Raw genomic sequence first — 18,571 nt, forward strand, 5'->3', positions numbered from 1 at the left:
AAGATAAAAATGCGAAAAAATCATGTACGCCTGTGGGCATTTAGCGCTGTTGCTGTGCTTTTTGCCGGGGCAATCACTGCTGGCATTGTACTCAGCGGAATCACTGCACCTCCCGCAAGCGAAACACAACACAAAGACCAAAATACGGTTCCCGTTAGCCGGGGAAACCTCGTTGAACAAACTCGAACAAGGGGGTCACTTACATACGCGAACATTCGACAAATAGGTTTTACCGGAGGAGGAATCATCACCGAGGTTCCCACCGTGGGAGAGAACGTTGGAATGGGAGGGTCTCTCTTCCGAGTAAACAATGCTCCAGTTTTTCTCTTCCACGGGGAGCTTCCTGCGTGGCGTGAATTTGCTGAGGGAATGAGTGACGGACCCGATATTGCGCAGCTTAAAACCAACCTGACGAACCTGGGATTTTATAACGGCAGGATTGACCAGAGGTTCGATGAGCGGCTCAGAGCGTCCATCGCCCGGTGGCAGAAATCCGTCGGTATAGAACAAAATTCGGTGCTTGACTTGGGAAGGATTGTTTTTCTTCCCTCAGATGTCCGAATCAACTCTGTAAAGGCCTCCGTGGGAGATCAAGCCGGCTCTGACGTTCTTACCGTTTCGAGCCTATCCAGGCAGGTGGAGGCCTATTTTGATACAGCTCTGCGTGATCTTGCTCAAGAGGGAGCCGCCGTCACTGTGCAATTACCCAATGGCTCTCAGATTGGCGGGACAATAACGAGGGTAGACCCACCAACTGAACAGGAGAACTCAGCCGGAGAAAAAACAGTACGAATTCCCGTTTATATTAAGCTTGACGATAACGGAGCAGCCGAGGGAATCGGAAATGTCTCCGTAACTATTCTTGCAACCCAGATCAAACGAGAAGATGTCCTCCTCCTCCCGGTGTCCGCTCTTCTTGCTCAGCCCGGCGGTGGATTTGCCGTTGAAAAGGCTACGGGCTCTCAGCCACAGACCGTTGTAACAGTACCGGTCGAACTGGGGCTCTTTGCAGACGGCCAGGTTGAACTCACCGGCGGAGAGATCGCCGAGGGCGATACGGTTGTGGTGCCAGAATGAACACGCTCATAGAGCTGAAAGACGTTTCTCGCGTCTACGGCTCTCCTCCCACGACGGCCCTCGACAAGGTCAGTCTCCTGATTAACGAGGGGGAACTAACCGCCGTTGTCGGCCCGAGCGGATCGGGAAAGTCCACACTTCTCAACATCATAGGAACCCTGGATCGACCGTCTACCGGGACTGCCCGAATCGCGGGACAAGATGTTTCTCAATTAACCGACTCCAAACTATCCGCGCTTCGAGCACACACAATTGGTTTCGTTTTTCAACAATTCCACCTTTCTGAAGGCGTCAATGCCCTCAACAACGTGGCAATGGGCTTGTTATACACGGGCGTCCCCGCCCGGGAACGCCGTGCTCGGGCCGAAGTCGCCCTGCAGCGGGTGGGGTTAGAAGCTCGAATGCTGCATCGCCCCAACCAACTTTCGGGAGGAGAGCGTCAACGTGTGGCTATTGCACGGGCACTCGTAGGAGAGCCTCCTCTTCTTCTCGCAGATGAACCAACCGGAAATCTCGATACCGTTTCCGGCACGGGAGTCATGAACCTACTCACCGAGCTGAACCTCTCCGGCACAACAATCGTTGTCATCACACACGACACGGAGCTCGCAAAAAATATGCCAAGACAAATAGTGATGCGAGACGGGCAACAGATAGCCGATAGACGCAGGGAGCCTCAGAAATGACAGATAGCTACAGATCGCACCTCCGTAGTAAAGACCTGCTTGCTCTCGGCTTTCACGGCTCGCGGGCGCATCCGGTACGCGCTATTCTGTCTGCCCTCGGCATTGCAATCGGTATTGCCGCAATGGTGGCAGTTATCGGAATATCGACATCGAGCCAGGCTCTTGTCAAGGAAAAGCTAGCCGCATTAGGAACTAATATGCTTACGGTAACGGCCGGTGAAACGATATTTCGTCAGGATGCTACCCTACCCCTGGAGTCTGTCGAGCGGGTAAAGCGCCTGCCCCAGATAAAAGAGGTCAGCTCTACCGCTCTTCTCGACAATATTAATGTTTATCGCAACGCCCACATTGATCGAGGAATTACCGGTGGCCTCAGAGTTATGGCTGCAGAGGGAAACCTGCTTAAGACCGTTGAGGCGAAACTTGCTGCAGGTCGCTGGCTCAATCCTGCCACGGAACAGTTTCCAGCGGTGGTATTAGGAAGTACCGCTGCTGAACGCCTGGGAATTACACGAGCGGGAACCCTCATTCATATTGGGGAGTATAACTTTGTTGTGGTGGGCATTCTTCAGAATTCTCCCCTTACCCCTGATCTAGATACCGCAGCTCTGATTGGGGAAGCTATTGCAACCCAGCTCTTTAACTATGATGGCTCACCTACAACCCTGTACCAGCGCACCCAACCGGATGCAGTACAAAGAGCGCGCTCCCTGCTCCCGGCAACGGTTAACCCCGAAGCCCCAGGAGAGGTCAGAGTGAGCCGACCGTCGGACGCGTTAGCGGCACAAAACGCTGTCGATCAGGCATTCACCGGATTGCTTGTGGGGGTGGGGTCTATCGCACTGCTCGTCGGAGGAATCGGGGTTGCCAACACCATGATCATTTCGGTTCTCGAACGCCGCCGAGAAATCGGACTTCGCCGCTCGCTCGGTGCCACACGAGGTCATATTCGAGCCCAGTTCCTCTGTGAGGCCGTGTTGCTTTCGTCATACGGAGGAGTCGCGGGCGCCCTGCTCGGCTGGGTAATTACCGCTTTTGCGGCGGGAGCAAACGGATGGCCAACGGTTGTTCCCCCACTGGTACTAGCGGCGAGTGTCATTGTCACAACGCTGGTGGGCGCTATAGCCGGAGTGCTCCCCGCCATCCGGGCGGCACGAACCTCTCCCACGGCAGCACTCAGTTCCTAACGCATACCCGGTGGTGTGCGCGACCCGTCTCGCGCACACCACACCGTATAACGCGCCGTCGACGAGGCTCTCTTCTGTTTCTGAGCGCAACGATTAGGTTGTCACTGCCCAAGGTTACCTCGCTCTGTTTCCAGAAGATTAACGTGTTCTGGTTTTTTCTCTTTTTTATGCAGCAAAATTACAGGAAATTTTGGCAAAATTTGTCTTTGGGGAAACAGCAAAGTCTGTGTCAGAGTCTTTCTGTTGATTATGCATCAAAGCGGGGGGTTCATATTTTTAGCAGGCAGAAAATCATACGGCAGCGAACATTTCAACTGACAGCCATAGTTTTGTCTATAGTGTCCATACTGGGAACCAGCCTGATGACACAGGCCGCTCACGCACAAAGCATCTCAGCAGCAAATCTTACCCAGGGATCGGTCTCCCCCTCCCTCGGCCCCATAAACGGAACAGCAAACGTTGAGGTTGTTGTTCCGCTCGATGTACAACAGGTAGATGGTTCCCGCTCCGCCACGTATATACTCGCGGGTGGGCGGGTATACGCCGCGGGAGACAACTCCAGACAGCAACTCGGCCTTCCCGCTGGCACCTCCTTTGGCGCGTCCAGATCCGAGCGTCCCTGGCTTGATGAGGTTCCTATCCCCCTACCTAACGAGGTATCAATTGCGCAGCTTGCCGGAGGAGGCTTCGCTTCTTCACACGTTCTTGATACAAACGGCAGGGTCTGGTCTTGGGGCTATGACGACAACCGTGGCGTATTTGGGACGGGAAGGACAAACGAATATCGACTACCGTCAGAGACACCGGTTCCTCCAGGCGTCACCTTTAATCAGATCCGAAGCGGAACTTACTCCACCCTTGGTCTCACCCCCGAGGGTGAACTTTGGGGTTGGGGCTCCAACATTAATGGTGTGCTTCAGAGCAGCGCCACAGCGGGAAACTCCGCGCCCAAAAAACTCGCGCTCCCCGAGGGGGTGGAGGTTGCAGATTTTATTGTGGGCAACTACTACGTTCTTATACTCAGCACCGAGGGTGAACTGTGGGGCTGGGGAGAACGCGGAAGCCAGGTGCTCGGTGGCAATGACTACACCGTTTCGGGCAATACCGTGCAGATACCACTACCGGAAGGCGTTTCTTTTACGCAGATCGAACCGGTCTGGGGTGCAGCCCTGGGTCTCACTAACGAGGGCAAAATTTATGCTTGGGGCACACCCTTTAACTACACAAACAACCCCATTCTCGGCCGTGGCGTAGAAAACGTACCCACACCCACCCTGCTCCCCCTCCCCGCAGAATTACAGGACATTGTGTTTGCCTCACTCCACGCGGGTACTTCCGCAACCAACGCCGGTGCACTCACCGCCAACGGCACTCTCTACATCTGGGGCTCTAACACCAACGGTGAGTTAGGAATCGGAACGTCAAATAGCACCGGAGATGAAATCCCTCGTTTGGTGCCCGGAACGTTTGCCACCTACTCAAAGGCTAGAAACAGCCTAGCAATCAACGAACACGGCCAAGCTATGACCTGGGGCAGCAACTCCAACGGATCTCTCGGTCTCGGCAACATGAACACGCCCATTACTTCACCCCAGACCGCTTTTAACTTCGAGGTCTCCGCAATTTCTTTTGGCGAAAAGTCATCTGTCGGGGAATTGCGTCCGCACCCGGAAAATCCTAACAGCTTCATCGTCTCTGCCCCTCCACATCCGGTCGGCACGGTGGACCTTACAGTGGACACGGTTATCCCCCAGCTCGATAAGCAAGGCCCCTCGTTTACCATTTCCGAAAGATATCGTTATTACGATCCGGCCATACCTATTTTTAGTAACAACGAGACACACTACGAAGTCACGAACGACCCCGGGGTGATCGCAGATGGAGATTCTGCACAGATCATAACCGCACAGCTCACCGACGAAGCCTACGACAAAGTTTCTGGGATGTCAGACAGCCTCACAGCATCCACCACACGTGATCTGGGCGGGGGTTCAGTCTCAGACTTCAGCGAGACCGAATTGGGAGTGTACACCGCACAGATCACCTCTTTCATCGCGGGAGAGGCACCCATTATCGTCTCGTATACGTCACCAGACGGCAAAACGGTTAACCTCAATGTTGGGGTGGATGCCGCGGGTCATCCTCTGAACTCAACCGCCACTTTCCAACCGGCCCCAACCATTCCCAACAAACCAGAGACTCCCGAGGAGCCGGTGCATCCTAACCTTCCCGACGAGCCCAACACTCCGAGTCTTCCCCAAGATCCCGGCAATCCGGGGAACGACTGGTCTCGCGTAAACGGGCCTGAAGGCGCTTTTCCTCACCAATCTGCTCATCATGAGGAGAAGCTTACTCAAACCGGGGTGAATACGATCCCTGCAGTATTGCTAGCGGGTCTGACAATCTTCACCGGGGGCATCCTCCTGTTTCGTCGTCTGAGCCACCAGCGTATGCGCCACCCCGAATAGGGCGTGCACTACGTTATACCCACGGTTACGGCGACCTCTAACATCGTGCGTTCACCGCGCGCGACGCAGCGCGGCACCAAGCCGTTTGTCCCGCTCTTTTTCTTGGACGCTGAGTGGAAGTCTAACCGTGCCCTAAAGAGCGACTTTCAGATTGCGCAAGCTCGCAAAACCGGACGCCGCGTCGGTGCAATCCTCTACACGGTAAAGAATTAATGCGGGTAAGAACAAATCTGCTGACAATAACTCCTCGCGCTGACCTCTATAATCTTGCATAATTACCACAGCGGGCAGTTCTTTCTCCAGTTGCTAACCGCGTACGACCACTGACACCTTGGAATCAACCAGCGAGATAACGGCAATCTCTGAGTGATGGCATCAAAGGTCCCACCGTGGCTCTCACGGTAAACCGTAGGGTGTGAGATCGAATCGCTCGATGAGCATACCCGGCCAGAAGGTCCAGTGCATCACCGGGAACCGGCGGCCTACGCACGCACGATCGGCGCAACCAGGTCACCGAAACGCGCAATCGAATCGTTTACAAGCTCGCGCGGCGCACCACCAAGGTCAGTGAAACCGAGGAGGCGCTCTACCCCCAGTTCCTGTTTCAAATCAAGGATCTTCTCAGCAACCTGCTCTGGGCCCCCGACCATCAGCGCACCCCACCGAGCCGCAAGCTGCTGCATGGAGGCCATATCCATACGCGCATTCAAGCTGTTGGCAAGATAGCTGCGGTAGTAAGGGAAAAAGTCCTTGAGAGCAGCCTCAGGACTCTCACCCACATAGAAATGACTGCTGATAGCAACACGGAGTGTCTCCTCCGCATGGCCCGCCCGCTCCCCGGCATCACGGTATACGTCGATCACACGCTTTGCCCGGTCGATAGTTCCTCCGAGAAGCCCCAGAGCCATGGGAAGACCCAGCAGACCTGCCCGCTCGGCACTGGAAGCGCTACCCGAAAGACCAACCCAAACGGGGAAGCCTTGCTCGTCACGAGGGGTGATCACCGCGTTGCGAAGAGCAGTGCGGAAACGACCGTCCCAGTTGAGCACGGGCTCCTCGCGGAGGCGAAGTAGCAGGTCAAGCTTTTCGGCGAAGATCTCATCGTACTGCGAGACATCCTCCCCGAAGATCGCAAAAGGCTCGGCAAAAGCACTGCGACCCGCGATGACCTCAGCCCGCCCTTTACTCACAAGATTCAGTGTCGCAAAATCCTCATACACACGAACAGGGTCAAGAACGCTGAGAACCGTCGACGCCGTGGTCAAAGCGATGCGTGACGTGGCCCCGGCGACCGCGGCTAGAACCACAGCTGGCGACGAAACAGCAAATCCAGCCCCGTGATGTTCACCGACGCCAAAAACATCAAGTCCGTGTTTCTCAGCCAAAAGACCGTACCCGACGATGTCATCGGTTCTTGCTGCGTCCGACGGTCTGGTGTCCGGGCTGACATCAGCAAGTGAGAAAATACCGAGTTCCATGGTTCCTCCTGTTGGGATGGGCAGAGCGCAACTTCAAATCTTGGTGCGTTGATACTCAACACAAAAGATCATGATGCTATTCCAGGGCTTGTGGGCAGCCCTTTCGAAAGCAGACTTTTGGACACTCTCGCAATTCACGGGATTGCTCTTCACCCTTTAGATACGCCACAGTACGCCGCTCACGGGTTCAGCGAGTGTGCATCGCACAGCGAACTGAAGCGTCCTGGGTTTAGTAGCGATGTTATAAGGGAATAGGAATACCACGGTACTGTCACACCCCGATCACGGATCGAGCTACAGGTTTCTGGTCTACACTGAATGAGCGCGTAAGCTCCGCGCGGTACCCTCGACCAGAACCGTGGGCGATAGCTAGGGTCATACCCTCGCGGAGACCGTGAACGGGCTTTACAAAACCGAGTTCATCCGGAGGAAAAGACCCTGGAAAACGATTATCGGGCACATGACAATCACGCAGTTTTTAGTTGCATTATTCACCCCAGGATTGATGTTATCTCGAGAATTGAGTTTACTCGGGCACTCTTCCGTGGGATGCCTGCCACTACCCTCAGGGAGCTTTTGCCATAATGGCAACTGTGCAGAGTGAGCGACCACCCTGCGATAAAAGATGCGATCTACCAACTCACAACAATCTTATAATTTTGGTCTACAAGATCATTTACGCATTGACGAGCCGCTCACACAACCGACTGTGAGAGGCCGAATTCCGGATTGGCCATCCCGGTAACATATCGCCGGGATAGCCAACCCGGAGGTTCCTATGTTCACTGATACATATTCAGGTCAGAAACCTCAGCAGTTGAAAGCCACCCTAGGCGGCTTTCCAATATCCGTTCGCTGCGGCGACGGTCTGAAAATTGATGGCGATAACCTGTGACACCGCAACAAGACTGTCGGGATCGTCCGCATAAATGGGTCGAAGGCGTGTGAGTACCTCAGTGTCAGGTTGAGTAAGTTTCACCCCCGTCCGGGAAAGCTTGATTGCAAGCGCGTAGCCCTCCTCAGGGGTGTCGGTGAAAAGCGTCGGAAGCCAGGATTTGGACATGATCATCCTCTCTAGATTGTGTGCAGCCGAGTTGTGCACACACGATCATACACCTCTCATCCGAGATAAAGTGAGAGGCATAAATGCCCCCGTCGCTCCTCGCACCGCACGGCTTGATGACCAACTCTGCTTCGCGCTCACGACCGCACCTCAGGCTGTTTCAGGCACCGACCACATAGGGCTCGGCGGAAAAGCGCAGGTGACTACACGGTTCCGCTCGTGCGCAGACCACGGTCGATGAAATCGATCATCCAAGCAAAACTGTCATCACTATCGGCTTGAAGTCGGAAACCACCCGCAACCTCAATCGTCGCAAACCCATACATAAAGCTGCGCAGCAGTCGCAGGGCATGGATCTGGTCGGCAGGGTCTATTCGATAACCGTAGAGAATAGCCCCGAAAGAATTCAGCAGCCTGTCGATGGCCGCACTGAGCGGATCGTTCGGGCCGGTGGGGCCTCGCTCATTAAGCGCGGCGTAACGCCCGGGATGAGCCCTGATATAGAGGCGTAGCGCGTTCGCGGCTGCAGCCAGCGCATCGCGACCAGCCAGTCCTTGTATCGCGTCACGGAGGGCATCGCCGAGTTCATGTGCGGCAAGCACAGCAATGCGGTGGGTCAGATCGGCTAGACCGTTAACATGCTTGTACAGCGACGGCGTTTTCACCCCGATTCGCTCAGCGACGAGGTTCATACCCAGCTGGGGAAATCCGATCTCATCTGCAAGAGCGGCAGCCGCCGCGGTGACGGCAGAGGCGTCAAGACCAAGCCTAGGCACGGTTATCATGCTTTTCCGAAACAAAGGCGCTCCTCAGGAAGGGCAGCACCAGTTCGAGCACCTTTGCAGGGGTTTCCACATGCGGATAGTGACCCGCATCATCAATGACGGCCAGCGTGCCGAGTCCGGCGGGGAGGTCATCAATAATTTTCTTGCCCTCTTTGTGAGGTTCAGCCCAATCGGGGTCTGCACTGCCCTCAATAATCAGGACCGGGCAGCGCACGTTTTGCAATTGATCCCCGGCATCCACCGGAGAGGTTTTGGCCATTGCCTGCAACACAGCCATACTTTCCGGGTCGCGCAACATCGTTTCAATACGTGCCCGTTCCTGTTCCCAATCGGTCGGCTTGTTGGGGATCGCAAGGTCAAGGTAGTTCAACCAACTTGTAAGGTTTCCCCTCATCATGACCTGTGCCAATCGAATCATTCCGGTTCGATGCCGACGGCTGCGTAACAGTCCGATCATGCTTGGGGATTGTTTTCGGGTGAAAGGTGCCAATTCGATAATTCCGGCGATAAGGTCGGGAGCCATTGCCGCAGAGATTGTTGCCGCCCCACCACTGATGGACTGCCCCACGATCACTGCCGGAGCGCCCAGATGCTGCACTACTGCAACAAGATCTCCCGCAATATCAGTGCGTTCGTAGCGTTCCCACCCCGTGCTGGAATCACCGTGCCCACGAATGTCAACGTTTGCAACCCGGTATCCCGCTGCAACAAGTTCGGGCATCAGGAAACGATAGGAGTGCCGGCTATCCCCCATTCCGTGAGCGAGCACGACAAGCGGCCCCTCCCCGTCAACCTCATAGGCGATCTTTCCACCACCGATGTCTATCTGTTCGAACACGTTTACCTCCAAAAGCTAATCTAATTACTTATAAGCTACTATGATTAGCTAAAACTGTCAATACTGCTCTATCGACCAACAAAACCAAGTCACGCCGAGTGTGATCAATACAATGCAGATGCAGTCTCGGTGCCATCCGATGTGACAGTAGGATGGCGCAGGAACGATTATCGTCACTCCTAATACTTGAAAACCGGGAAGTGAGGTCGTGATCGCGTATCGCCCAAAAGAACGCATCCGTAAGCTCTACGGGTGCACTGATTGAGACGTCGCGCGTGGTATGTTGACCAAGGTTGTGAAACGCTGTCGGAAGTCATCGATAATTAGGGCATTTTTCAAAGTAAGCCCAGGAACCGTACGCTTTAAGATTCTTACCGAAGGTCTCTCCCTGAGCGATACTCACGGACATGACCGATAAGTTTCACAGAGACTGCTCACCAAAAAATTACTCAACCAGCACCATATGTGAAGCCCAGCATCCACCCACAGAAACGCGCCTCAGTTTTCATCAGTGGCCACATGAAACCACAAGGAGATAGTTCACGGGCACTACCCGATGGTGAAACCTCAAATAGGCATCTATTTCAACCTTACGCAACAGATGAAGTGATCGTGAATGCGTTGTTCGGAATTGGTTTCCGCCTCTGCATCCAGCGCGCTCTGTTGCCCCTAGTACTAGCAGGTGTCTGCCCTGGAATTTCTCCGCACCCAATGGTGGCGGTCAATAACCCCTTGACCCTAAGCGTCCAAACGGCATTATCTAACCCGAGATGCTTCATGGCGGGTCGTCACTTTGATGATGCCCGCTGGTTTATTTGGACGCTCGTGGCTCCTTTGCTTCGCACAAATACACAGTGCTATCCCTCTAGAACAGGAAACACACATCCGTGATCCAACTGCTCGGATCAGGGTTCTGAGCTGGGCTCACTAGGTAAATATTAAACATTGGCCCGGTTGTTATGTTGTTATCTGCGATAGCCGCTCATCCTGATCCATAACGTCAGTAAACACCCTTCCACAATGTCAGATTCAAGTTGCCAAGCATGACTTTCCCGAAATAACTCACTGATCAAACTCAAACTTCCGATCTACTGCTCTTAACAGCAGCCCCCGCAGGATCGGCGCTGTCGCGTGGCGTTAGGGGTCGTAGACGCTCAGGGATCGGCCCTCACCCGTTTATCGACAGCAGCTGCGTCATCACCGATGATCACTCGCCACTCTCCACGCTCAACTGCCTGAAGGATCATACTCGCAGCAGACTCGCTCGACACTGGCTCGTATCCAGCAAAAACCGCGTCAAGTGCGCGCCCCCAGCTGCGCGGCGGGGCAGGCATCCCGGTGCGCACATGGCCCGCCAACACCAAGACAGCGGATAGGTGCGGGGCGTTCCGCTGAAAATCGACCACGAGCGACTCGGTAAACCCTCGCACCGCGAACTTAGCAGAGGAGTAGGCCGAATGCGGAGTGCGAGACCCAAGGCCAGCCCAGAGAGCATTCACCGAGGCCGTGCTGACCACGGCACCTTGGTCTGCGGCAAGCAACATCGGCAAGAACTCTCGCGTGCAGTTGTAGGTGCCGACCACGACACCGCAAATGTACGTTCCCATTCCCCCGGTGGCGAGGCCACAAACGACATCCCGCCGATAGCGCCAGCATTGTTGAACAGGAAGTGGACCTGATCTGTGCCGTGTTCCCTCGCAACGTCGTGTTGGAACTCGCTCACAGCGAGACGATCAGATACATCACACACATGCGCGGTGACCCGCACAGTCGCATCCAGACTCCGCGCCCTGCGAACCGAAGATTGCAGTCTCTCCGCGTTCAGATCGCAGGCGGCAACATGCACCCCTCGACGCACAAGCGCGAACATCAAATCACGCCCGATACCCGATGCCGCGCCCGTGATCACCGCTATACGATCACGGAAACTATCAAACGGGGGCACCCCACCAACGATACCATTCGAGGTTTTTATGGACCACCAACTGTGACACATGCCCCGACTCATCACATTGGTGGATCTGAGGGGACTCGAACCCCTGACCCCCTGCATGCCATGCAGGTGCGCTACCAGCTGCGCCACAGACCCAGGAAGTCAGACAAATGCTCGCCTGACAACTTCTCAATTCTACAACACAAAAACCTTCAGAGTAAAATCAAGAACAACACGAGATTGTCTAAGCCGAAGATGCCTCGGTAAAGCCCTGCACATCAATTACCGGGCAATCCTTCCAGAGACGCTCTAGATCATAGTATGCACGTTCCTCCTGGTGAAAAACGTGAACAATAATATCGCCGAAGTCAAGAAGTATCCAGCGTCCAGCGGTACGCCCTTCGCGGCGTAAGCGCTTAACACCGGCAGCAAGGAGACGGTCCTCAATCTCATCCGCAATCGCCTGAACTTGACGCTCCGAGCTGCCGCTCACCAGGAAAAAGATGTCTGCAAGCGCAAAAATGCTAGACACGTCAAGAGCAACAAAGTTCTCTCCCTGTTTTTCGTTTGCCGCTAAAAACGCAACCGAAAGCGTGTCGAGCGATGCTTGAGTAGCACTCATTAATGTCCTGTCTTTGCTAATTGATGTTAAAAAGCCCCGTGGTGGTGCCATAAATAATGAGTCCTACTATTCCAAGAACAAGAGCGCCTGCAGTAAGGGCGAGGATCAGGGGAAGCTTGCCAGCTGACTTTGTTGCTGGCGTGACGAGGGCGTTGTTTGCAGCTTGCGCACTAATGGCCTGGGAGGCCGAAACCGGTCGGGTGTCGTCGGGAGCGGCGGAATCCTGCGCTTCTATATCACCAATAACACTGTCTAGGTTATCGATGGTGTCATGAAGACGGGCATGACCACCCGTTTCCCCCAAGGACTTTGGCAGCTCAATTGAACCCGTAATGTAAATCTCACCGGTTTCATTCAGCGCGCCTTTGAGCTCCGAGCCCTCGGGCATCAGGGGCAAAATGAGAGCACTATTCGACGTTGTTATCCCCTCGGAGGCAACGGCGCGATTAATAATGTCGTCGAAGTCGCCCGTCTCCTCGTCTACGGATTCAGAAGCTGCTTGGGCCTTAGCAGCGTTAAGAGGTAGTTGCTCAACCGTTACGGTTGACGGGTCAGCCTGAATCAGGGGTTCATCGGGCTCCGGGGCAATAGTGGGGAACTCAAAAGCAGAAGTAACAGGAGGAGACGCTTCAGCCTCCACCGTGTCCTTCGCTTTATCATCCGCATCCGCGGCCGCAGCAACACGAGCGTCTTCGGCTTTACGAGCTTCCTCAGCTTTACGAGCCTCCTCAGCTTTACGAGCCTCCTCAGCTTTACGAGCCTCCTCAGCCTTATGAGCGTCCTCAGCCTTATGAGCGTCCTCAGCCTTATCTTCCTCTTCGGACTCCGCCTGTATGGCGTCATCAGCATCACGGATACCCACCGTAATGATCTCGTCAAACGGCGAAGAGGGGTCCGCAACCAGCGGAGCCGCCGCTTGGGCATCGGTCTGCTCTGGCTGGGGAGGCGTGGTCAACTCGTCAACCGCGGGGCTGTCAACCGCAGTACTGGCAGATGACGCTTCCTTGGTCTGATTCCCCGCGGAAGCAGACTGCTGTTCAGCAAGCCACAATTGACGCAGTTCTCGGCGGCTCAGAGGGGTTCCATCGGGTGAAACCAGTGGAACGCTAGCGGTCTCGGGTGGTACCTGTTCAGCTTCTGGAACGGTCAGAGGAGTTGCCTCCTGGCGCGAGGAATCACTTTGTGTGGGGGGAGTTTGCTTTCCTCGTGACCTCTCCCTCAACTGACGTCGAGTAAGGGGCTGTTCTTCTTGTTGTTCACTCATTATTCTGTAACTCCGTATAAATGATGCTTAGAGATGTATTGCACCACACCGTCGGGCACCAAATACCACACAGGTAGCCCCTGTCTCGCTCTGCTTCTACAGTCTGTAGAGGAAATAGCCAGGGCGGGCACCTCTAATAAGCTTACGCCTCGCTCCGGCAATCCAGAAATAGAAAGATCGTGTCCTGGCCGAGAAACCGCCACAAAATGAGCAAGATCCCACAGCTGATCGACATCTTTCCAACTCAGGATCTGAGTAATAGCGTCAGCACCACTGATAAAGAAAAGGTCTGCATCGGGCCGGGCACAACGGATGTCTCGTAGAGTATCCACCGTGTAGGTGGGTCCGATTCGGTCGATATCCACCCGGCTCACCGTGAATCGTGGATTTGCAGCGGTGGCAATAACAGTCATGAGATAACGATGTTCCGCGCTGGTAACGTTATCTTTTTGCCAGGGTTGCCCCGTTGGCACAAAAATAACCTCTTCAAGGTTAAAGTACTGAGCCACCTCGCTCGCTGCAACAAGGTGTCCGTGATGGATTGGGTCAAAGGTGCCACCCATGATTCCAATGCGGGCACGCTTCTCCCGATTTTTACTCATAAGAAAGCTAGTGTGTACCCTCATGCTCGCGTTTATATGCCTCTGCCTTGTCCTGGTGACGGTTTGCTACGTCACGGTAGGTCCAGGTAACAATGCCTGCGGCGGCAAAGGCAACAAGAGCAATACCACCAAACATCCAGGTGGGCATACCCAGATCCGCAACCTCGTGCGCGACCTCAGCAACTTGCGTCAGCGACATAAAAGTCATAAATTTCACTCACATTCATTGATCTTGTCTAATTTAAACCACTAACCAGCATAACCAAACTACACCCTAATCTGGCCATTTCCACGAACAATCCACTTTGTTGTTGTCAATTCGGGGAGTCCCATCGGTCCGCGAGCATGAAGCTTCTGGGTAGAAATACCCACCTCAGCCCCAAACCCAAATTCTCCGCCATCCGTAAAACGCGTGGAAGCGTTCACCATAACAACGGCCGAATCGACCTCAGTGAGGAAACGATCAGCCCGATGGATATCCTCGGTGATAATGGCTTCGGTATGGTGCGTGGAGTACTTTTCAATGTGCGTCAGCGCACGGGTCATAGAGTCGACCACGCGGATGCTCACGATAAGGTCTATGTACTCGGTGGCCCAGTCTTCCTCGTCAGCTGGTACGACGCCCGGGACCAGGGCAGCCGTTTGAGCACACCCCCGAACCTCAACACCCTCGGCTTGGAGGGCCGCAATCATCGGAGGCAACACCCGTTCAGCCGCCCCCTCGTGAACTAAAATCGTTTCCACCGCGTTACACACACTGGGCCTTTGAACCTTAGCGTTCATCGCAATGGCGACAGACATATCCGTCCGAGCGGATGCGTCAATATAGAGGTGTACCACTCCGGCTCCCGTCTCCAACACGGGGACCCGAGACTCATCCACAACCGTGCGGATAAGCTGTGCACTCCCCCGCGGAATCAAAACATCTACCAGACCGCGTGACTTCATAAGCCGCGCAGCTCCGGAACGACCAAACTCATCAATGGTGTGAACCGCGTCACGAGGAAGACCGGCAGCACGTAAAGCCTGTTGGATAATATCCACTAGAACAACATTAGAATTTTCAGCGGCTGTTCCCCCGCGAAGAATCACGCAGTTGCCACTTTTGATGGCCAGAGCAGCGATATCGACCGTTACGTTGGGCCGAGCCTCATAGATAGCACCGATAACCCCAAAGGGCACCCGGGACTGCACCAATCGTATACCGTTAGGCAGGGTCCGTCCCCTCACAATAGACCCTACGGGATCTTCAAGCCCCACAATGTGCCGCACGGCCGCGGCCAGCGCCTCAATTCTCTCTCGGGTGAGTGTTAACCGATCGAGAAGTCCGGTTGATATCTGCTGTTCCTGTCCCCGTAGCAGATCAAGCGCATTTGCGGCAATAATATCGTCAACCCGGGAAAGCAGTCCCTGAGCAATCGTCTCAAGTGCAGCATCTTTGATTGCGGAGTGGGCGGTGGTGAGGGTGTGACTCGCGTTCTTAACCAGCTGCAGCTTCTCATCAAACGCGCGTTCTTGTTCAGTCGAAAGAGCCATATCCCCTAGTGTAGCCAGAGTTTACGCACTAACAAGAGGTTCAAACCAGGTACCAACGTTTTTACCGGTGAGCGCCTGAGACACCTGAGCGGTGGAGGTGAGAAGAACCGCGGTTCCACAGTCTGCGGCGTAGCGCGCGGCAGCAACCTTGGTAAGGGCACCCCCCGTCCCCAACCCCGTTCCAACGCTACCCACGGTGATCCCCTCAAGTCCGTCCCCATAGGGCACCACGCCAACGGGCCTGGCTCCCGCCTCTGTGGGCGGGCGGGTGTAGAGAGCGTCAACATCGGAGAGAAGAACCAGGCACTCGGCAGATACCAGTTCGGCCACCAGCGAGGCTAGCCGATCATTATCCCCAAAGCGGATCTCGTCTGTGGCCACGGTATCGTTCTCGTTAACGATGGGAAGAACGTGCAAGCCCATCAACCGCTCCATCGCTCGCTGGGCGTTCTGGCGCGATCTATCATTTTCCAGGTCCCCCGCAGTGAGAAGAACCTGCCCGGCCGTTATTCCATAACGGCTCAGGGCATCCTGATACCGAACGATGAGGGCGTTTTGCCCCACGGCTGCGGCAGCCTGCTGTGTGGCCAGATCGGTGGGACGCTCCCCAAGACTCAGCAGGGGAATCCCGGTGGCGATTGCACCACTCGACACCAGAATTACCTCGGTTCCTCGCCGATGGGCTGAAGCAAGAGCGTCTGCCAACAGACTAATCTGCGAGGTGTTCTCTCCGCTAATGGATGATGACCCCACTTTAACCACAATACGGCGAGCAGCGGGGATATCTGCACGACTACTCAGCCGAACCGCCACTGTCCTCATCCTTCCATAGCCCTGCTTCACGCTCACGCTCCAACTCGGCACGAGCAGCGGCCTTTGCATCCATACGATCAAGATAACTTTCACGACGAGCCTTGTGTGTGGGCCGCTGATTATCATCAAGGCGGGAGTCCGCACCGCGGGGAGAGGTGATGAGTTCCGCGGTGGAGGTGAGTGCAGGGTCCCAATCAAAGATAACTCCCTCCCCCGGTCCAATCACAACGGTTGAGCCCGCAACGGCCCCGGCTTTAAACAGCGCGTCCTCAACGCCTACCTTGTTTAGCCGATCAGCAAGATAACCCACTGCTTCGTCGTTAGCAAAATCTGTTTGTTCAACCCAGCGTTCAACTTTCTTACCCAACACACGATAAAACGTCCCGTAGGAGCCACCCTCGACTCGAACAGTAAAGGGAGTCTTATCAACCGGTGCCGGACGAAGGACGATACGCGTAGCCACCGGTTCCTCCGCTTCTCGGAGACGATCTTTTTCAACAATCTCGGCCAGAGCGTAAGTGAGTTCTTTCAGCCCGTCACGTGCAACAGCAGAAATAGTAAACACCCGATATCCGCGAGCCTCAAGCTCTGGTGTGACGAACTCAGCAAGTTCCCGCGCTTCGGGAACATCTACTTTATTCAGCGCAATAAGCTGGGGGCGCTCATCAAGAGGAACTTGCCCTTCCCCAACAGGATACGACCGCAGCTCGGCCAAAATGACCTCAAGGTCACTAATAGGGTCTCTTCCGGGCTCAAGCGTTGCGCAATCGAGAACGTGCAGCAGAGCGGTGCAGCGCTCAACGTGACGCAGAAAATCTAGGCCGAGTCCCTTACCCTCGCTCGCGCCCTCAATCAGTCCGGGAACATCAGCAACGGTAAAACGAGTACTACCCGCCTGCACCACACCAAGATTGGGCTGAAGGGTAGTGAAGGGGTAATCGGCAATTTTGGGACGTGCAGCAGAGATCGCCGCGATAAGGCTTGATTTTCCAGCAGACGGAAAGCCCACCAGGGCAATATCCGCCATCGTTTTGAGCTCTAGGTAGATGTCTAACTGATCTCCGTGGGTTCCGTTCAGTGCAAACCCGGGAGCTTTACGCTTTTGGGTCGCTAATGCGGCATTGCCCAGGCCACCGAGTCCACCCTCGGCCACAACAAATCGCATCCCCGGCTCAGAAAGATCAATGAGCTCATTTTCTGCCGCATCGGTCACAACCGTGCCAACGGGAACGGCAAGTTCTAAGTCGACACCGTTAGCACCGTGGCGATTATCACCCATACCAAACCCACCGTTCTCGGCAGATTGATGCGGATAGCGGTGATACTGCAAGAGCGTTGTAACCTGGGGATCAGACACCAGAATGATGCTTGCACCATGCCCGCCGTTACCCCCGTCGGGCCCTGCAAGCGGTTTAAATTTTTCACGGCGGACAGAGACGCAACCATTGCCACCGTCTCCCGCGTTCAGATGCAAAACAACGCGATCGACAAACGTAGCCATGTTTACCCCTTTTTCTCAACCTTCACAAAAGTCCCACAAACGGGAAAGGCGAGCCGAAGCTCGCCCACCCTCACATCGAAATTAGCTTATTCAGCCGCAACGACAATATTAACAACCTTACGACCGCCCTTGTTGCCAAATTGCACCAGGCCAGCCTCGAGAGCAAAGAGGGTGTCGTCCCCGCCGCGTCCAACGTTCACACCGGGGTGAAAACGGGTACCACGCTGGCGAACAAGAATTTCACCGGCTCCTACAGCCTGACCGGCAAAACGCTTGACTCCAAGACGCTGAGCGTTTGAGTCACGACCGTTGCGAGTGGAACTCGCTCCTTTTTTATGTGCCATGAGTTATTTCTCCTCCAACTAGTTGGGTAGGTAGACCTTGCGGGCTACTTAATGCCCGTAATCTTGATGCGGGTAAGTTCCTGACGGTGACCCTGACGCTTTTTATATCCCGTCTTGTTCTTGTATTTCTGGATAGAAATCTTGGGTCCACGAAGATCCTCAAGAATCTCAGCTACAACCTTTACCTTTGCAAGCGCTGCCGCATCAGTTGTGAGCTTATCACCGTCCACAAGGAGAACCGCGGGAAGTTGAACCTTGCCTTTTTCGTCGCCCTTAACCCGGTTAACGGTGAGGACAGTTCCAACCTCAACACGTTCCTGTCGACCACCGGCGCGCACTACTGCATAAACCACTTATATACCTTTTCCTGTGAC

19 protein-coding genes and 1 tRNA gene are annotated in these 18,571 nt (G+C 54.8%); 5 read left to right on the forward strand and 15 right to left on the reverse strand.

Features of this window, described 5'->3' with window-relative positions; translation table 11 throughout:
* Window positions 1–9 precede the first annotated feature (9 nt).
* From FrondiHNR_RS07095 to FrondiHNR_RS07115, 5 genes are all read left to right on the forward strand, one after another.
* Window positions 10–1,077 (forward strand): peptidoglycan-binding protein, encoded by a 1,068-nt coding sequence (locus FrondiHNR_RS07095; RefSeq protein ID WP_279352091.1) that lies wholly within the window; start codon window positions 10–12, stop codon window positions 1,075–1,077.
* The gene (locus tag FrondiHNR_RS07100; protein WP_279352092.1) at window positions 1,074–1,763 is read left to right on the forward strand and encodes an ABC transporter ATP-binding protein; all 690 of its coding nucleotides are present in this window, start codon (window positions 1,074–1,076) and stop codon (window positions 1,761–1,763) included. The genes FrondiHNR_RS07095 and FrondiHNR_RS07100 overlap by 4 nt, the downstream gene beginning before the upstream one ends.
* Window positions 1,760–2,950, forward strand: coding sequence for an ABC transporter permease (locus FrondiHNR_RS07105; protein ID WP_279352093.1), 1,191 nt, complete (start codon window positions 1,760–1,762; stop codon window positions 2,948–2,950). The genes FrondiHNR_RS07100 and FrondiHNR_RS07105 overlap by 4 nt, the downstream gene beginning before the upstream one ends.
* Before the next feature lie 362 nt (window positions 2,951–3,312).
* Window positions 3,313–5,418 (forward strand): hypothetical protein, encoded by a 2,106-nt coding sequence (locus FrondiHNR_RS07110; RefSeq protein WP_279352094.1) that lies wholly within the window; start codon window positions 3,313–3,315, stop codon window positions 5,416–5,418.
* A 3-nt stretch (window positions 5,419–5,421) separates the two neighbouring features.
* Complete coding sequence (locus FrondiHNR_RS07115; RefSeq protein WP_279352095.1) at window positions 5,422–5,631, forward strand: hypothetical protein; 210 nt, start codon at window positions 5,422–5,424, stop codon at window positions 5,629–5,631.
* A 269-nt stretch (window positions 5,632–5,900) separates the two neighbouring features.
* On the opposite strand, the gene FrondiHNR_RS07120 is transcribed toward FrondiHNR_RS07115, so the two are convergent.
* From FrondiHNR_RS07120 to rplU, 15 genes are all read right to left on the reverse strand, one after another.
* The gene (locus FrondiHNR_RS07120; protein WP_279352096.1) at window positions 5,901–6,896 is read right to left on the reverse strand and encodes an LLM class flavin-dependent oxidoreductase; all 996 of its coding nucleotides are present in this window, start codon (window positions 6,894–6,896) and stop codon (window positions 5,901–5,903) included.
* Window positions 6,897–7,725: 829 nt separating this feature from the next.
* The gene (locus FrondiHNR_RS07125) at window positions 7,726–7,959 is read right to left on the reverse strand and encodes a hexameric tyrosine-coordinated heme protein (RefSeq protein ID WP_279352097.1); all 234 of its coding nucleotides are present in this window, start codon (window positions 7,957–7,959) and stop codon (window positions 7,726–7,728) included.
* 203 nt (window positions 7,960–8,162) lie between these two features.
* Window positions 8,163–8,744 (reverse strand): TetR-like C-terminal domain-containing protein, encoded by a 582-nt coding sequence (locus tag FrondiHNR_RS07130; RefSeq protein WP_279352098.1) that lies wholly within the window; start codon window positions 8,742–8,744, stop codon window positions 8,163–8,165.
* Window positions 8,728–9,582: an alpha/beta hydrolase gene (locus FrondiHNR_RS07135; protein ID WP_279352099.1), complete on the reverse strand. Its 855-nt coding sequence runs from the start codon at window positions 9,580–9,582 to the stop codon at window positions 8,728–8,730. The genes FrondiHNR_RS07130 and FrondiHNR_RS07135 overlap by 17 nt, the downstream gene beginning before the upstream one ends.
* A 1,154-nt stretch (window positions 9,583–10,736) precedes the next feature.
* Window positions 10,737–11,189 carry an SDR family oxidoreductase gene (locus FrondiHNR_RS07140; RefSeq protein ID WP_279352100.1) on the reverse strand — a complete coding sequence of 151 codons (453 nt, stop codon included), beginning with the start codon at window positions 11,187–11,189 and terminating at the stop codon, window positions 10,737–10,739.
* A gap of 406 nt (window positions 11,190–11,595) precedes the next feature.
* Window positions 11,596–11,671, reverse strand: a tRNA-Ala gene (locus FrondiHNR_RS07145).
* Window positions 11,672–11,759: 88 nt separating this feature from the next.
* Window positions 11,760–12,137, reverse strand: coding sequence for a ribosome silencing factor (rsfS, locus tag FrondiHNR_RS07150; protein WP_279352101.1), 378 nt, complete (start codon window positions 12,135–12,137; stop codon window positions 11,760–11,762).
* Window positions 12,138–12,153: 16 nt separating this feature from the next.
* On the reverse strand, window positions 12,154–13,401 hold the full coding sequence (locus FrondiHNR_RS07155; RefSeq protein WP_279352102.1) for a hypothetical protein: 1,248 nt from the start codon (window positions 13,399–13,401) through the stop codon (window positions 12,154–12,156).
* Window positions 13,401–14,003 (reverse strand): nicotinate-nucleotide adenylyltransferase, encoded by a 603-nt coding sequence (nadD, locus tag FrondiHNR_RS07160; protein ID WP_279354496.1) that lies wholly within the window; start codon window positions 14,001–14,003, stop codon window positions 13,401–13,403. The genes FrondiHNR_RS07155 and nadD overlap by 1 nt, the downstream gene beginning before the upstream one ends.
* A 7-nt stretch (window positions 14,004–14,010) precedes the next feature.
* A complete protein-coding gene (locus FrondiHNR_RS07165) occupies window positions 14,011–14,202 on the reverse strand; it encodes a hypothetical protein (protein ID WP_279352103.1) in 192 nt (63 codons plus the stop codon).
* A 68-nt stretch (window positions 14,203–14,270) separates the two neighbouring features.
* Window positions 14,271–15,539 (reverse strand): glutamate-5-semialdehyde dehydrogenase, encoded by a 1,269-nt coding sequence (locus FrondiHNR_RS07170; RefSeq protein ID WP_279352104.1) that lies wholly within the window; start codon window positions 15,537–15,539, stop codon window positions 14,271–14,273.
* A gap of 21 nt (window positions 15,540–15,560) precedes the next feature.
* Window positions 15,561–16,352: a glutamate 5-kinase gene (gene proB, locus FrondiHNR_RS07175; RefSeq protein WP_279352105.1), complete on the reverse strand. Its 792-nt coding sequence runs from the start codon at window positions 16,350–16,352 to the stop codon at window positions 15,561–15,563.
* On the reverse strand, window positions 16,333–17,853 hold the full coding sequence (gene obgE, locus FrondiHNR_RS07180; protein ID WP_279352106.1) for a GTPase ObgE: 1,521 nt from the start codon (window positions 17,851–17,853) through the stop codon (window positions 16,333–16,335). The genes proB and obgE overlap by 20 nt, the downstream gene beginning before the upstream one ends.
* An 86-nt stretch (window positions 17,854–17,939) precedes the next feature.
* Entirely contained in the window at window positions 17,940–18,197 is a 258-nt protein-coding gene (rpmA, locus tag FrondiHNR_RS07185; RefSeq protein WP_279352107.1) for a 50S ribosomal protein L27, read from the reverse strand.
* Window positions 18,198–18,241: 44 nt separating this feature from the next.
* Complete coding sequence (rplU, locus tag FrondiHNR_RS07190) at window positions 18,242–18,550, reverse strand: 50S ribosomal protein L21 (RefSeq protein WP_279352108.1); 309 nt, start codon at window positions 18,548–18,550, stop codon at window positions 18,242–18,244.
* Window positions 18,551–18,571: the final 21 nt, after the last annotated feature.

Origin of the sequence: Lysinibacter sp. HNR (genome assembly GCF_029760935.1) — a bacterium.
In the GTDB taxonomy this organism is placed as follows: Bacteria; Actinomycetota; Actinomycetes; order Actinomycetales; family Microbacteriaceae; genus HNR.